The organism is Iodobacter fluviatilis, assembly GCF_900451195.1.
GTDB lineage: Bacteria > Pseudomonadota > Gammaproteobacteria > Burkholderiales > Chitinibacteraceae > Iodobacter > Iodobacter fluviatilis.
The window spans coordinates 1,783,626-1,798,194 of sequence record NZ_UGHR01000001.1 but is presented as its reverse complement, the minus strand read 5'-3'; the positions used below and the strand labels follow the sequence as shown (position 1 = coordinate 1,798,194).

At 48.5% G+C, this 14,569-nt stretch carries 14 protein-coding genes; 4 read left to right on the top strand and 10 right to left on the bottom strand.

Going from position 1 to position 14,569, the window contains the following annotated elements; genetic code table 11:
• Positions 1–7: 7 nt before the first annotated feature.
• From DYD62_RS08205 to DYD62_RS08160, 10 genes are all read right to left on the bottom strand, one after another.
• A complete protein-coding gene (locus tag DYD62_RS08205) occupies positions 8–928 on the bottom strand; it encodes a glycoside hydrolase family protein (protein WP_115226877.1) in 921 nt (306 codons plus the stop codon).
• Entirely contained in the window at positions 925–1,596 is a 672-nt protein-coding gene (locus tag DYD62_RS08200) for an acetyltransferase (protein WP_115226876.1), read from the bottom strand. Before DYD62_RS08200 ends, DYD62_RS08205 begins: the two co-directional genes overlap by 4 nt.
• 2 nt (positions 1,597–1,598) lie before the next feature.
• A complete protein-coding gene (locus DYD62_RS08195) occupies positions 1,599–2,222 on the bottom strand; it encodes a class I SAM-dependent methyltransferase (protein ID WP_115226875.1) in 624 nt (207 codons plus the stop codon).
• On the bottom strand, positions 2,219–2,932 hold the full coding sequence (locus DYD62_RS08190; RefSeq protein ID WP_115226874.1) for a WbqC family protein: 714 nt from the start codon (positions 2,930–2,932) through the stop codon (positions 2,219–2,221). Before DYD62_RS08190 ends, DYD62_RS08195 begins: the two co-directional genes overlap by 4 nt.
• 128 nt (positions 2,933–3,060) lie before the next feature.
• Positions 3,061–3,930, bottom strand: a complete 870-nt coding sequence (gene galU, locus DYD62_RS08185; RefSeq protein ID WP_115228242.1) for a UTP--glucose-1-phosphate uridylyltransferase GalU — start codon at positions 3,928–3,930, stop codon at positions 3,061–3,063.
• Between the two features lie 259 nt (positions 3,931–4,189).
• Positions 4,190–6,586 carry an NAD-dependent DNA ligase LigA gene (gene ligA / locus DYD62_RS08180; RefSeq protein WP_115226873.1) on the bottom strand — a complete coding sequence of 799 codons (2,397 nt, stop codon included), beginning with the start codon at positions 6,584–6,586 and terminating at the stop codon, positions 4,190–4,192.
• A 172-nt stretch (positions 6,587–6,758) separates the two neighbouring features.
• Positions 6,759–7,322 carry a hypothetical protein gene (locus DYD62_RS08175; protein WP_115226872.1) on the bottom strand — a complete coding sequence of 188 codons (564 nt, stop codon included), beginning with the start codon at positions 7,320–7,322 and terminating at the stop codon, positions 6,759–6,761.
• 151 nt (positions 7,323–7,473) lie between these two features.
• Positions 7,474–8,694 (bottom strand): cell division protein ZipA C-terminal FtsZ-binding domain-containing protein, encoded by a 1,221-nt coding sequence (locus DYD62_RS08170; RefSeq protein WP_115226871.1) that lies wholly within the window; start codon positions 8,692–8,694, stop codon positions 7,474–7,476.
• Positions 8,695–9,658: 964 nt separating this feature from the next.
• On the bottom strand, positions 9,659–10,597 hold the full coding sequence (locus DYD62_RS08165) for a DUF808 domain-containing protein (protein WP_115226870.1): 939 nt from the start codon (positions 10,595–10,597) through the stop codon (positions 9,659–9,661).
• Positions 10,598–10,627: 30 nt separating this feature from the next.
• The gene (locus tag DYD62_RS08160) at positions 10,628–11,494 is read right to left on the bottom strand and encodes an MBL fold metallo-hydrolase (RefSeq protein WP_115226869.1); all 867 of its coding nucleotides are present in this window, start codon (positions 11,492–11,494) and stop codon (positions 10,628–10,630) included.
• 84 nt (positions 11,495–11,578) lie between these two features.
• On the opposite strand from DYD62_RS08160, the gene DYD62_RS08155 reads away from it, so the two are divergent.
• From DYD62_RS08155 to DYD62_RS08140, 4 genes are read left to right on the top strand one after another with little or no spacing between them, the layout of a single operon-like run.
• On the top strand, positions 11,579–11,911 hold the full coding sequence (locus tag DYD62_RS08155; protein WP_115226868.1) for an ArsR/SmtB family transcription factor: 333 nt from the start codon (positions 11,579–11,581) through the stop codon (positions 11,909–11,911).
• The gene (locus DYD62_RS08150) at positions 11,901–12,326 is read left to right on the top strand and encodes a YeeE/YedE family protein (protein WP_115226867.1); all 426 of its coding nucleotides are present in this window, start codon (positions 11,901–11,903) and stop codon (positions 12,324–12,326) included. The genes DYD62_RS08155 and DYD62_RS08150 overlap by 11 nt, the downstream gene beginning before the upstream one ends.
• An 8-nt stretch (positions 12,327–12,334) precedes the next feature.
• Positions 12,335–12,751: a DUF6691 family protein gene (locus DYD62_RS08145; RefSeq protein ID WP_115226866.1), complete on the top strand. Its 417-nt coding sequence runs from the start codon at positions 12,335–12,337 to the stop codon at positions 12,749–12,751.
• Positions 12,748–14,442: a SulP family inorganic anion transporter gene (locus DYD62_RS08140; protein WP_115226865.1), complete on the top strand. Its 1,695-nt coding sequence runs from the start codon at positions 12,748–12,750 to the stop codon at positions 14,440–14,442. The genes DYD62_RS08145 and DYD62_RS08140 overlap by 4 nt, the downstream gene beginning before the upstream one ends.
• The last annotated feature ends 127 nt before the right edge of the window (positions 14,443–14,569 follow it).

The following is a 14,569-nucleotide window of genomic DNA, read 5'->3' as shown; positions in this document are numbered from 1 at the left end:
GAATAGGCTAAGCAAGCACCAGCTTTGCTAAACCAAAGCCTGTGGCGCCATAGTGATTGCCGTTATAAATCATGTACCACTCTTTACCGTACTGAAATACGCAGGGATAGGTTTGCTCAAACGATTCCCATTCTTCAGCATTTCCCTGCCAGCTAAAATATTCATCATGCCTTTGCCAGTGAATGCCATCATTTGATTCTGCATAACCAATTGAATATTGAGCAGCAGTGCGAATTGAATACCACATGCGCCAGAGATGGCCATCATGGCAAACACAAGGACGTGTCAGCGCAATTTCGCCCGGCAATAAATCCAAACAAACCACACCTTCTCTTTGCCATAATTGACCATCTGTTGAGCTGGCATATTTTAAAACATGCTGCATTCCTCCCTGATTAACACCCCAGGTCAGCGTAGAGCCATACCACATATGCCATTTTTGATTTGCATCACGTAAAACCCAAGGATAAGACAATGAATAAGGATCATGCTCATGGCGATCAAGAATAGGAGCAAGTTTAGGGCGTTTAAAAACACCATCCAAAGTGCCTGTAGCAATACCAATACTGTTACGCCATGGCACGGTTACTGCTAAATTCCAGCCAATATAATAGAGCCACAATTCATGGTTAACAGGTGTAATACAGCCCAAAGATATTCCACTATCATCATAGCTACCTGCTTCCCCTGGCAATAAAACAGGGGATTCTGCTATGGCAATAATCTTACCCAGCCCTTCATCATCAGGCAGCCAATCCAGCCATGCCACGCCTGCACAATTTTGTGTATTACGGTAATTAAAATAAATACGGACGCGCCCATCGGCAAGCACTATTGGCATTGGATTAGCCGCATGACTATGCAGCCAATCCCTTTGTTGTTTAGGCTCAAACAAGCGTCCTATTCTTTGCCATACTTGCTTAGTCATTCAATAACAACCTTGAAAAACCGCCGCGCGCCTTCGCTTACTTCTGAGCGGGCGCCTTTGGCAAAGCCATCTTCAGTCATATTTCGGGTAACCAATGCAGCTGCACCAATCATACAATCGTCTGCAATGGTTAAATTATTAGACAGCGTGGCATTCACGCCGATAAATTGATGATCACCAATATGACAACAACCTGAAATAACTGCATGCGAAGCAATAAACACATGGCTACCAATTTCAGAATGATGGCCAATGTGGTTCCCACTCCAGAGCACCACATTATCGCCAAGCTTGACAAAGGGTTGCACGGTATTGTCTTCAAAAATAAAGCAATGCTCGCCTAATTCAACATTTCGCCAGACAAATGCCCGTGAGCTGATATAGCTGGCAGGTGTATAACCCATTTTTTTTGCCTGATTAAAAAAACGCTCTCTGACCCGGTTAAGCTGCCCATAGGTGATGGCAGCGTAAAAGCTGTGCTCTGCAGGATTAAATTTTTCAGCAATTTCATCCGTGGCAATCACAGGCAGGCCAAATTTTTGCTCGCACTGCAGATAAGGGCGATCGACACAAAAAGCCACGACTTGGTAATTAGAATCGTGCGTAAAATACTCATACGCAATATCTGCAAACAAGCCATCACCAAATAAAACCAGATTGCGCTTCATTGCTAGCCCCCTTTCCTGACCAGAATGGTAAATTCATAAAGATCATAATCATGCAGTAAAGCCACATTTCTGGAAAAATTTCTTTTGCAGTAATCAAAAAAACGGCATGGATCGCCATAATATAAATGAGGTTTCATTTTTTCCTGATCTGAATAAAGAGTCAGGCAATTAAATGAAAACCCAAGGCGACTTTCCTGATGAAGCTGATTAATCATATTAAATACAAACACTTCCCAATCCTGCACGGCAACATCCTGCTTTACGCTCAGCAGGCCACTTGCCACGGCATAATCAGCCTGCCGCCCCGCCTGATCAGCACAAAGAAACGCTACACCCGTCTTATCGGCAAATTTTGCTTTAGCATTAGAAATCATTTCTGTGGAGAGATCATACCCAAGATAATCAAGCTCTGCCCCTTCCGCACGCAGGTACTCAAGCAAGGCACCGTAGCCACACCCCATATCATTCAGGCTATATGGCTGATTGCCTGTGATCTGCAAAAGTTGCTTAAAGCGCAATCGTTGGGATGCCTCGCCATTCCAATCCACACCTGCCGGTGTAGCGCCAAAAGTTTGGGCACGCTGGCTGTAATATTGCGCCACCCTGGTTTTTATTTCTTCGCTCATGCTGGCTCACTTTGTATTAAAAATTGCGCCGCACCCTCTCCGCAATTAAACAACAAATCTAAAATACTCACGCCATGCACAAAATCACCATATAACTGAGGATACTCAGGGTAATGAGCATATGTCATATATTGCAAACGAATATTTGCCTTTTCAAATTGATCAATATCAATATAATTTGAAGCAGATGGCCCAGAGATATAATCAGTGGCCTGAAATGACTGACATAAATGAACCAGATTTTCTGTTCTGCCTGCAACTTTAGGAAACTGACCAGACCACATAATGGGCGTATCAATACTCAGCCACTGGCAAATTTTGGTTAAAAATAAATAATTTATCTCTGAAAGCATCAGCAGATGCGATGCTTCTTCGTAAAGGGATTGAATTCCAGATGCATATTCAGTAAAAAATGGCGCGCGACGATAGTTGTTATTAATTGATTTCCAGTGAGATTCAGCCCAGCTATGTTCACTGACTTCTGTTTCATCAATTCGCTGCTCGTATTTGCCTTTCACCTTAACGGGGATGGTTAACCACTGTAAACCCTGAGCGGTTTTAATCAGATTACGGTTGCGCCAATCACGCCGGGTATATTGCATATCATCATACAAAACAAAAACATCGGCCTGACGAATTAAATCAAAATACCCTTTCCACGGAATATAATTTGACTGAACGATTACAATTTTTTTTTCAGGGATACTCATAAAACCCTTCAGAGGCAAAAGAGTTATTTTAGATTTAATTCTTTAAATGACTTTTAAGCATCATAGAGCAAAAAAAATGGCGGCACCAGTAGTGCCGCCATTTTTGCAAGCTTTACGAAATATAGAAATTAGGCATTAAGACTTTTCAGGTAAGCCGAAAACTCCTCACCCACTTCACTGTGCTTCATGCCATAAGCCATGGTCGCTTTTAAATAGCCCAGCTTGGAGCCGCAATCATAGCGGGTGCCTACAATCTTATGAGCAAGAATGTGCTGTTCTTGCATCAAAGCAAAGATGCCATCAGTCAGCTGGATTTCACCCCCCTTACCCGGCTGCACATGCTGCAAATGATGAAAAATACGTGGCGTTAAGATATAGCGGCCCACCACAGCCAGATTAGACGGTGCTTCTTCTGGCTTTGGTTTTTCAACGATATTGGTGATTTTTAAGCGGTTATTGCCATCTTGTACTTCAACAATACCGTAAGAGCCGGTATCTTGCTGCGGCACTTGCTCCACGCCCAAGATAGAGCAGTGGGTATCGCTGAACACATCAACCATCCGTTTCATTTCACTGGTTGCGCCACCGTCGATTAAGTCGTCAGCCAAAATCACTGCAAACGGCTCATCCCCTACTACAGGTTTGGCGCAAAGTACGGCGTGTCCTAAACCCAGTGCTTCTGGCTGGCGAATGTAGATGCAGCTCACTGACTTGGGAATAATGCCACGCAGGATTTCCAGCAGTGCTTGCTTATTTTTTGCTTCCAGCTCGGCTTCTAATTCGTAGGCTTTATCAAAGTGATCTTCGATGCTGCGCTTATTACGGCCAGTAATAAAAATCATTTCTGTAATGCCTGCCGCCAGCGCTTCTTCCACCGCATACTGAATCAGCGGCTTATCCACCACCGGCATCATTTCTTTCGGGCTGGCTTTGGTAGCAGGCAGAAAACGGGTGCCCATGCCCGCGACGGGGAATACGGCCTTGCGTACTTTTTGCATTTGAGAATCCTGATATGAAGTAGAGAGTAAGCCTAATCTAAGCGCGGCCCCCAGCACCTGATCGGCCTGGCGCTGCAGAAGCGGATCCGGCCACTGGGATACGGCAGAGCGCCCAAGCCCTAGCGCATCAGCGAGGCGGGTTTGGGTACCAAAGAGTTTGATTGCTTCAGACTTTTGCATGCCGCAATGTTTATATAAATAAACATTCACGTCAATCAAAAAGATGCCTTTCACTAATGTTTAATATTATAAACAAGCTCTAAGCCTGAGCTTCCAGCATTCGCAGCAATGCCGCCTCATCCAAAACAGACACCCCTAAATCTTGCGCCTTTGCCAACTTACTGCCTGCATCGCTACCCGCCACCACAAAGTGGGTTTTTTTTGAAACACTACCAGATACCTTCCCCCCAGCGGCTTCAATCAGATCCTTCGCCGCATCGCGCGATAAAGTAGGCAATGTCCCGGTTAACACCAGTGTTTTATCTTTAAATACCCCAGCAACTGATTCAACAACACTCGGCAACTGCTTTTCCAAATCGGCGCACCAAAGGGCCAAGCGTTGTAATGCTGCACGCCGCCCCTCTTCATCCAGCCAAGTCAGCAAGGCTTTGGCCACATCACTGGGTAAAAAGGTAAGTGTCAGCCAATCGGCCTCAGCCAAGGCAGTTAAGCTGGGGACTCGCTCAGCCAATTGGCCACTGCGCACAGTCGATAATTTAGGTACGGCCAGATGCGCATAAAGTGTGGCTGGCTGTAGTTTTTCGTGCAGCAAGCCACTTGGGGCGTGCTCATCTTTTGGGCTAACCCCCGCAGCAAGCAAAGCATCAAGCGCGAGCTGATTTTTAGGCTCAGCAAAAAATTCACTAATCGCCACAGCGACGGTGTCACCAATATCTGGCAAAGATCGCAGCAGCGGCGCAGGGGCATGGCGAATAAGGGCCAGACTACCCAGCCAATCAGCCAGTGTTTTGGCGGTTGACTCACCCACATGGCGAATACCCAGCGCAAACAGAAAACGAGCCAGCAGCGGCGTTTTACTTGCCGCAATGCCTTCTAACAAATTTTCCGCCCATTTGGTCGCAAGGCGGCCCTGAGCAATGCTTTCCGCACTCACGCCTGCAGCTTCATCTGCGGCGGCTTTCATATTCTGAAAATCGACCAGCGTTAAGGCATATAGATCAGCCAATGACTTTACATAGCCCAAATCAACCAAGCTCTCTACATAACGCTCACCAAGACCTTCGATATCCATCATACGGCGGCCAGCAAAGTGGCGAATTGCTTCTTTACGTTGCGCAGAGCAGCTTAAGCCGCCCGAGCAGCGAGCAATCGCCTCACCCTCTTCACGCACCACATGCGAGCCACAGACCGGGCAAGCTTTGGGCAGTGAAAACACAGGGTAAAACGGCTCTTGCGCGGGCGAGAATAAGTCTGTGCCCAGCACGTCTTTCATAGGGCGGCGCTCCAGCACCACACTCACCACTTCCGGGATCACATCTCCGGCGCGGCGCACAGCAACGGTATCACCCACCCGCACATCTTTGCGCCTTGCTTCATCTTCATTATGCAGCGTGGCATTGGTTACGGTAACGCCACCAACAAACACGGGCTGCAAACGCGCCACGGGCGTGATTGCACCGGTGCGCCCTACTTGCACATCAATCGCTTCCACAATGGTTAAGGCTTCTTGAGCGGGAAATTTATGCGCTACGGCCCAGCGTGGCTCACGGGTTCTGAAACCCAGCTCTTTTTGCAGCGCCATATTGTTGACTTTGTAAACCACGCCGTCGATATCAAAAGGCAAGTTGTCTCGGATGTCCGCCACATGGGCATGAAATTCGGCCAGCCCCGCACCACCTTGCAATACCGCCCGCTCAGCACAAACCGGAAAACCCAAGACTGCCAGCGCATCCAGCACGGCCGAATGTGTAGCCGGTTGCGGCCAGCCTTCAACCACACCCAAGCCATAGGCAAAGAAAGATAAGGGTCTCGCAGCGGCGATTGCAGGATCGAGCTGACGCACAGCTCCAGCAGCGGTGTTTCTTGGATTGACAAAGGTTTTATCGCCAGCAGCCAATTGGCGCTCGTTCAGGCGATCAAAATCGTCGCGGCGCATATACACCTCGCCCCTCACCTCCAGCTGCGCAGGCAAAATTTCACCTTGTAAACGCAGTGGGATCTGCAAAATAGTACGAATATTTTGCGTGACATCCTCACCCGTCGCGCCATCACCCCGCGTAGCAGCTTGCACCAGCACACCGTTTTCATAACGCAAACTAATGGCGAGACCATCAAATTTCAGCTCTGCTGCATATTCAATCGCAGCGGCACTTGGGGGCAAATCCAGCTCTTTACGTACGCTGGCATCAAAAGCCAGTGCACCCGCAGGGGTCACATCGGTTTCGGTGCGTATCGACAACATGGCAATGGTGTGGGTCACTGAATCAAACTGGGGCAAAGGCTTGCCCCCCACCCTCAGCGTAGGTGAATCGGGCGTCGCTAATTCGGGGTGAGCGATTTCCAGCGCCTGCAGCTCACGAAACAGGCGGTCGTACTCCGCATCGGGCACCGTGGGCGCATCAAGCACATAGTATTCATGGGCATATTGGTGAAGTTGTTTGCGCAGAGATTGCGCCTGTTCTGGCAATGTCATCATTTTTTTCGTGGTTATGTGCAGATTTTCAGATTAAGGCGGGATTAAGCTTGAATGAGTAAACTGAAACTTGAGTTCATTTTTTCAGGGCGCATGGCAGCATTATATTGCTAATTACAGAGGCGCAAGCAATCTGCGCCTCTGTATAAATAGGACCAGAAGAAAATCACCACAATTATTGAGTAAAAATCGAAATCCCCATTCCTTGAAACGGTCCCAGCGGGGTATTTTCTTGTTCGAACTGCTCAATACTGGGCGTGCCGCTCCATAGTTTATAAACAAGGCGCTCATTTTGAATAATGTAGATCACATCAAAATGCCAGCCGGAAATCATTGTTTTGCGTTCAAAATTTAAAAAATCCGCCCAAAAATTGCCATAGCGCTTTTTCGTCATGCTTTTTTGCTCAATTTCATAAGCAAAGCACGATGTTTGCGCGGCAATACACGCCTGTATTTGCGGCGCGAGCAGTCGCGGCTCACCTGCGCCACTCAATGCCAAACGGCGCATTAAATCGGCATAGCTGAGCACAACAATATTGGGTGTTTTCAGCGGATCCAGTCCCATATCATGCAATTGCTGCAGGCTGGTGGTTTCAAGCGTCATACTTTTAAAAGCCAGCTCTGCCGTTTGATAATCGGGCCAGGGAGTACGGCTAATTTGCTCTGAATCGGGCAGAAGGGCAGCACAGGATGTCAGGACTACACAGGCAATCGCACAGCTTATTTGAGCGTGTTTCATACACCCTCCGACAGCGCAACAGCGATATACACATATCGGCACTCTAGTCGAAAAATGCAGCACAACCTGCCTGTTTATGGCTAAAAGTAGCAATGCCGCTGACAAGCAGCGGCATCGTAGTAAAACTAATCACTCACACAGCAAACAACAATCAGGCAAACAAACGCAAAGCCGCCACCGAGCCTGGCGCTATACCTCTGTCGTCCATTTTTGCGTACAAAACGCCCAGCTGTTTGCGAATATTATCCAGGCTTGCCTCAGTTAAAGGCTTACCATTATCGTCAACCAGCTCACCAGAGAGCGCCACAGACAGATGCTGGGCAAATTCGGCAAAGTAATCAAACACTGAAACACCACCAGCCACCCTTGGCACATCAAACAGCAGTGTCAGGCCGCTTGATGTATTCCCCAACGGGGAATGATCGTGATTAGATAAAGTAAATAATGTTTTACCTGAATCACTACGATAATGAAATGCGCCTTCAGGACTGCGGACCAGACCCGCGTTTTCTGCCAGTAATCGCACTCGCTCCATGGGAAATGGCCGGCTGCCTGCCATCACATTCAAGCCAATCAGCACATCGACCCCAGCACAAAACTCATCCAGATTCGTTGCAGCACTTAACTTTGCCGAGCGCTGAGGAAAAGTAACGACAGCCTCGTGTTCATCTGCAAATTGTTGCACTGACATACAAAACGCATTGAGCTGCTCTGAGCTTAACGCGCCCTGACGATCTGCCAGCTGCAAGCCAACCTTTAATTCTTTATATCGTGAACGCGACCCAGGCACACAGGCTTCCCAGCGGCGATCCTGCAAGAGCCCCATGACCTGCACACGCTTAGAGCCCCTGAACACGGGCAGCTCAAGTGCAGCAATGGGCTCGATTGCATGAATTTCTGCTACAAAATCCAGCGCAGGATCAAGCAAACTGCTGGTCAGCGCGTCATGATCATCCCCCACTGGCGCGGCAGTCTGAACAGAGACTTCCGGCAAAATGGTTACAGGGGCCGGTGCAGGGGCCGGTGCAGGGGCTGGGGCTGGGGCTGGCGGAGCAACCTTGGGCTCTGCATATGCGGCAGGGGGTGGGGCTGGCTGCACGGGTAAATCGTCTTCTTCAAACGCTGGCTCAGCAAATTGTGGCTCAAAGCGATCAACCACTGGCTCGGCACGCTCCAGCGAGGGCTCCATGCGTGCAGCTTCACCGCTTCGGACCATGTTTTTAGGCACATCAAGCAGTGCATCGCTTTCATTGCGCGCAAATGCTTTTGAAGCCTGCTTACGATAGCGATATTCCTGCCACCAATTGAAGGCATAGACAGTGGCGACAATCACGCCACCCACAATCAGCGATCCTAGTTGCAAATCGGTCATTCTTATGGTCTCTTGGCAGATCGATCAATCATCGGTTATTCCATTTTTATATATGCAAGCTAATAATCACATAGCAAAAATAGGCAAACCAAACGCTTATCGCTCTGGCCTATTATTCAGTGTTAATTAGGTATGCAGCCAGAAAAAACACCCCCGGCCACAACACGCTGCTTTCACAAACACCACCGGCACCATTCCGTCTCAACCCCTAGGAGAAGAAAACAGAGATCCGGATGCTTGTTTTTTGACTTAAATCGCTTACAACCCTATTCATCCAATGCCCAAGCAGCACAAAAAACATATGCCTTCACAAAAAATGAGATAAAGCCTGAAGCAAAAGAGTAAGGATACCAGACTTAAGAGACACAGTACCCCCTTCAAGCCCCATCGTAGCTCATTTTCACCGTACTTTTTACCCAAGCACGGCCGCACTATTTGCATTAAAACCCTGACAACTGTGCTCAATGCCGCACAAACGTCCGGCAACAATGATATTTAAATGAATGGCGGCTGATTTAATGACTGATTGCAATCCAGAGGGCCTACACCAACCCAGAAAAAATTAAATCATTGCAATCAATATGTTATAAATAAATTTCAAGCCACCGGCACCATAAACAATGTACTTTATTTAAGAGCCCCGCTCAGATCACCCAATCATCTTGTACGGTAATTCAATACTTCGGTGCGTTCTCATTGAAATAATGACATAAAAACGTAAACAATTAAAAATACCGGCCAGATGATACTCAACCCGCAAAAAATCAAACAATCCATTTGCTTCAGAAAGCGAATCAGCAAGCCGCAGCCCGCATTGTGTTACACAACTGCACAAAGACAATATAAGACAGAAGCTCCGGCCTGCAAATGAAAAAAATATTGCATTTAATTACTCATAGCCCATTTCATTTTTAGAAAATGCTTATACAACACAGGCAATCAAGCAATTAAATACTCTATATAATCAAATCCTTTTCTTGAAAATCACAGAGATCAGCATAAATAATCCAAGCAATATAGCCCCCGCCAGCACACCTGCCATTGCATTCAAAACAGAGGGCAATATTGCAGACAACAACCAATCCACCCCCGGCACCTGGGCACCCATTTCTGCCCAGTGATGAATCAAATCATGAGCGGGCGTAAAGCCATGGGTCAAAATCCCGCCACCCACCATAAACATCGCTATTGTTCCTACGATGGTCAGCGTTCTCATCAAGTAAGGCGCGCCCAACAAACAAGCCGTACCCAGCTTGCGCTGCAAATAGACCAGCCCACCCTGCCCCTGCTTTTTACAAAGCGCCAAGCCAATATCGTCCAGCCTAACAATCCCTGCTACTAGGCCATAAACGCCCACGGTCATCACCAGCGCAATTAAAGCCAGTACAGTGAGTTGTGATAAAAATGGTGCAGTGGCAACGGTTCCTAATGAAATCACGATAATTTCTGCCGAAAGTACAAAATCAGTGCGAATAGCCCCCTTTATCTTGTCTTTTTCATAAGCAAGCAAATCAACAACCACCCCATCATCCGTTGCAGGATGCGAAACCTCAGCCGCCTTTGCATGGTGCAAAAAAGAATGAGCCAGTTTTTCAAAGCCTTCAAAACAAAGATAGGCCCCGCCCAGCATGAGCAGAGGCGTAATCAGCCCCGGCACAACCGCGCTGATTGCCAGCGCAGCCGGCACCAGAATAAGTTTATTAATCAGCGAGCCTTTTGCCACCGCCCAAACCACAGGCAGCTCACGCTCGGCCCGCACACCAGAGACTTGCTCGGCATTCAGCGCCAAATCATCCCCTAAAACGCCTGCTGTTTTTTTAGCCGCGACTTTAGTCATCAGCGCGACATCATCTAAAACAGCAGCAATATCATCAAGCAATACTAAAAGACTGGTTCCGGCCATTGGGCGCTATCTCGTTTATTTAAAGTGAAATTACAAAACATTCAGCGGTATTTTTATGTAGCGCTGTCCATCTGCCTCAGCAGGAGGAAAGTGACCTGCCCGAATATTGATTTGAATCGAAGGTAAAATCAATTGTGGCATATCGAGCGTTTTGTCTCTTGCCTGCCGCATCGCAATAAACTCAGCCTTGCCGATCCCCTGGTGCACATGAATATTGCACTCACGCTGCTCGGCAACACTGCTTTGCCAAGCCACGGCAGATCGCCCTGCGGGTACATAATCATGACAGACAAACACACGGGTTGTGTCTGGCAGCGCCAGCAGCTGCTGAATAGAATCATAAAGTACCGCAGCATCGCCCCCTGGAAAATCACAGCGTGCAGAGCCTACATCCGGCATAAACAGGGTATCGCCCACAAACAAAGCATCACCCATCAAAAAAGCAATGTCCGCAGGTGTATGGCCAGGCACAAATAAAACTTCCGCATTTAATGTGCCAATCTGAAACACATCCCCAGCCGCAAACAACACATCAAACTGACTGCCATCCACGGCAAAATCTGCTTCCATACCAAAGACCGGTTTAAAAATCCCTTGCACCTGATTAATGTGCTGGCCAATCGCAATTTTCCCGCCAAGCTTGTCTTTTAAGTAGGCGGCCGCTGACAGATGATCTGCGTGAGCATGCGTCTCAAGAATCCAATCTACTTTTAAATCGTTCGCCCTTACAAACTCAATCAATTTATCTGCGCTTATACAGGATGAGCGCCCAGATTTGGCATCGTAATCCAGCACCGTATCGATCAGAGCCGCGCGACCTCCCTGCTGATCAAACACGATATAACTAATGGTTGAGGTATTCGGGTCGTAAAAAGCTTCAACTTGAGGTTGTTGCATTTTCTTGCTCCACAATAATTATGTTTGCAAATATTATATATAAAACTATAATGTGTCAAAACATGAACCATCAGTGAACACACCATGACCCCACAACAAATTCTTGCCATGCGCCAAGCCGCGAATAGCGCAACCCGTGTTTTAAAAGTAATGGCCAATGAAGACCGCCTGCTACTGCTTTGCCAGATGGTTGACAGCGAAAAATGCGTTTCTGATTTTGAAACCCTGCTTGATATTCGCCAGCCTACGCTATCGCAGCAGCTTACTGTTTTACGCAAAGAGGGCTTGGTCAATACTCGCCGGGATGGCAAACGAATTTATTACAGCCTTGCCAGTGCCGAAGTACAGCAAATGCTGGAAGTGCTCTACGCCCTTTACTGCCCAATCGACATCAAGGAGACACCGGATGCAAATTGACTGGATTCATTTCACACCATGGAGCGCCTTATTTGGTGGCGCATTGCTGGGCCTAGCCAGCGGCTTACTGGCCCTCTTAGCAGGAAAAATCGCAGGCATTAGCGGCATTCTGGGCGGTTTACTCAGCGCCTCTGCCGACATGGCCTGGCGTGTGTTTTTCTTAGTTGGCATATTGCTGACTCCCCTACTTTGGCTTGCCTTTAAAACACCAGCCGAGATTCAAATCAGCGCAAGCACCCCTGTTATTATCTTAGCCGGATTATTAGTGGGTATCGGCACCCGCTATGGCAATGGCTGTACCAGTGGCCACGGCGTTTGCGGCTTATCGCGATTCTCTGTCCGGTCGCTCGCTGCCGTTGCCAGCTTTATGGGCGCAGGGTTTATCACCGTATTTCTATCTCATCACCTGCTTTGAGAGATCAAATGTTAAAGATCATTGCTTTATTTTCTGGGCTACTGTTCAGCCTTGGACTGATTGTTTCTGGCATGGTTAACCCAGCTAAAGTCATTGGCTTTCTTGATTTGGCCGGCCACTGGGATCCAAGCCTAGCGCTAGTCATGGCTGGCGCCATTGCGACTGCAACGCCCTTTTTCATCTGGGCCAAAGCCCGTAAGCAAACCTTACTGACCCATGAAAAAATGTCTCTGCCTGCAAGTAAGATCATTGATCGCCCGTTGATTGCAGGCAGCATTCTTTTTGGCATAGGCTGGGGGCTGGCTGGTATTTGCCCGGGACCTGGCCTTGTTGCGCTGGCCATGGGCGAAGTTAAGGCGTTTATCTTTGTGATATCCATGCTTATCGGCATGTTTATTTTTAATCTGTTACCCAAAAAGTCATGAAGGCCGTCCGATCTCTGGCAAAATTTTTCCCGATTGTGCAATGGCTGCCCCAGTACCAGAAAAAAACGTTTGCCGGAGATTTAAGCGCCAGCCTGATTGTTGCCGTGCTTCTTATTCCCCAAAGCCTTGCTTACGCCTTGCTGGCGGGTCTTCCGCCGCAAGCCGGAATTTATGCCAGTATTTTACCGCTAGTGGTTTATGCATTTTTTGCCAGCAGCATGGTGCAATCTGTTGGCCCCATGGCCATCAGCGCCGTAATGACCGCCAGCGCCTTAGCCCCACTGGCCGCACTGGGTTCAGTAGAATACAGCGCACTGGCCGCCAGCTTGGCCCTGCTCTCAGGCCTGTTTTTAGCCGCCCTTGGCTTGCTGAGGCTAGGCTTTATGACGCAACTTCTTTCGCACCCTGTGATTAACGGCTTTACCAGCGGCGCCGCCATTCTGATCATCTTCGGGCAAACCACCCCACTGCTTGGCGCGCAGGAGCACACGCTACAGCACGTCATCATGCATCAGCCCCATCACCTTCTTTTTGGTCTGACTTGCCTTGCTTTACTCTGGCTACTGGGGCAGCCTCTCAATGCACTGCTACTGAATAAAAAAGTGCCACATGCCCCGCTAATCGCCAAACTCAGCCCACTACTTCTGATACTACTGATCACCGCCACGGTACATGGCTTAAACATCCAAACGCGCTTAATTGGCCCATTCCCAGGCCAGCTGCCCGCATTTACTTGGCCTGACCTTCATCCGAATCAGCTCGCCCGGCTCTGGCTACCTGCCATCACCATTGGCTTAGCTGGCTTTTTGCAAAGCATCACGATTGCTCAAAGCCTGGCGCTCAAAGCCAGGCGAAACATTGACAGCAATCAGGAGTTAATTGGCTTGGGTGCCGCCAATATTGCAGCTGCAGCAAGCGGTGGGTTTCCTGTGAGTGGCGGGTTTTCCCGCACGGCCGTCAATGCAGCTTCTGGCGCACAAACCCCCTTAGCGGGTGTGATGACCGCAGCATGGATTGCACTGGCAGCACACTGGCTCAGCGATTACTTAGCGCTCCTGCCGCAAGCACTGTTAGCCGCCACCATTATCCTAGTGGCCATTCGCCTGATTGATTTTGATTTTCTGATTCGCAGCTGGCGTTATGACTGGCGTGACGGTGCTGCTTTTATCAGCACAGCCATCGCTGTTTTACTTTTAGGCGCCATGCAGGGCATTGTGGCCGGAACAGGGGTATCGCTCATTCTGTTTTTATATCGCAGCAGCCAGCCCCATATCGCCATCGTCGGCCGGATTGCAGGCACAGAGCATTTTAGAAATATCAACCGTTTTACCACCCAAACCTGCCCTAGTGTTGTCGCCATCCGAATTGATGAAAGTCTCTATTTTGGTAATAGCGCAAAAATACAGGCCGAACTCATCCAAATTCTTGCCCAGGCACCCGCCGCGAAACATCTGCTGCTTATTCTATCTGCGGTCAATAGTATTGATTACAGCGCCATGCAGGCGATCAGCCTGCTGCAAGAAAACCTGCGGGTGCGGCAAATCAAAATCCACCTGGCTGAAGTAAAAGGGCCTGTCATGGATCATTTGCACCGCAGTGAAATGCTGAGCACGTTGGATGGGGAAGTATTTCTCAGCGCCCACTTAGCCATGCAGGCACTAAGCGGAGTGAGTGAGGATTTTTCGATTTAAACAGAAAGCCCCAACCTTAGCCCCGTAAACACAGAGATAAGGGGCGCACACACAAACTAAATGCCGTCATCCCTCTGGATATTCTTGGCGTACTGCTTTTAAATTCTGTGCTCTCTGTGTCTGCAGA

Excerpts from the sequence above, each read along its gene's own strand:
- DYD62_RS08175 (WP_115226872.1), bottom strand. The coding sequence starts at position 7,322 with ATGAAACACGCTCAAATAAGCTGTGCGATTGCCTGTGTAGTCCTGACA.
- DYD62_RS08160 (WP_115226869.1), bottom strand. The coding sequence starts at position 11,494 with ATGCAACAACCTCAAGTTGAAGCTTTTTACGACCCGAATACCTCAACC.
- DYD62_RS08165 (WP_115226870.1), bottom strand. The coding sequence starts at position 10,597 with ATGGCCGGAACCAGTCTTTTAGTATTGCTTGATGATATTGCTGCTGTT.
- galU (WP_115228242.1), bottom strand. The coding sequence starts at position 3,930 with ATGCAAAAAGTACGCAAGGCCGTATTCCCCGTCGCGGGCATGGGCACC.
- DYD62_RS08145 (WP_115226866.1), top strand. The coding sequence starts at position 12,335 with ATGTTAAAGATCATTGCTTTATTTTCTGGGCTACTGTTCAGCCTTGGA.
- DYD62_RS08195 (WP_115226875.1), bottom strand. The coding sequence starts at position 2,222 with ATGAGCGAAGAAATAAAAACCAGGGTGGCGCAATATTACAGCCAGCGT.
- DYD62_RS08155 (WP_115226868.1), top strand. The coding sequence starts at position 11,579 with ATGACCCCACAACAAATTCTTGCCATGCGCCAAGCCGCGAATAGCGCA.
- DYD62_RS08150 (WP_115226867.1), top strand. The coding sequence starts at position 11,901 with ATGCAAATTGACTGGATTCATTTCACACCATGGAGCGCCTTATTTGGT.
- DYD62_RS08200 (WP_115226876.1), bottom strand. The coding sequence starts at position 1,596 with ATGAAGCGCAATCTGGTTTTATTTGGTGATGGCTTGTTTGCAGATATT.
- DYD62_RS08140 (WP_115226865.1), top strand. The coding sequence starts at position 12,748 with ATGAAGGCCGTCCGATCTCTGGCAAAATTTTTCCCGATTGTGCAATGG.
- ligA (WP_115226873.1), bottom strand. The coding sequence starts at position 6,586 with ATGATGACATTGCCAGAACAGGCGCAATCTCTGCGCAAACAACTTCAC.
- DYD62_RS08170 (WP_115226871.1), bottom strand. The coding sequence starts at position 8,694 with ATGACCGATTTGCAACTAGGATCGCTGATTGTGGGTGGCGTGATTGTC.
- DYD62_RS08205 (WP_115226877.1), bottom strand. The coding sequence starts at position 928 with ATGACTAAGCAAGTATGGCAAAGAATAGGACGCTTGTTTGAGCCTAAA.
- DYD62_RS08190 (WP_115226874.1), bottom strand. The coding sequence starts at position 2,932 with ATGAGTATCCCTGAAAAAAAAATTGTAATCGTTCAGTCAAATTATATT.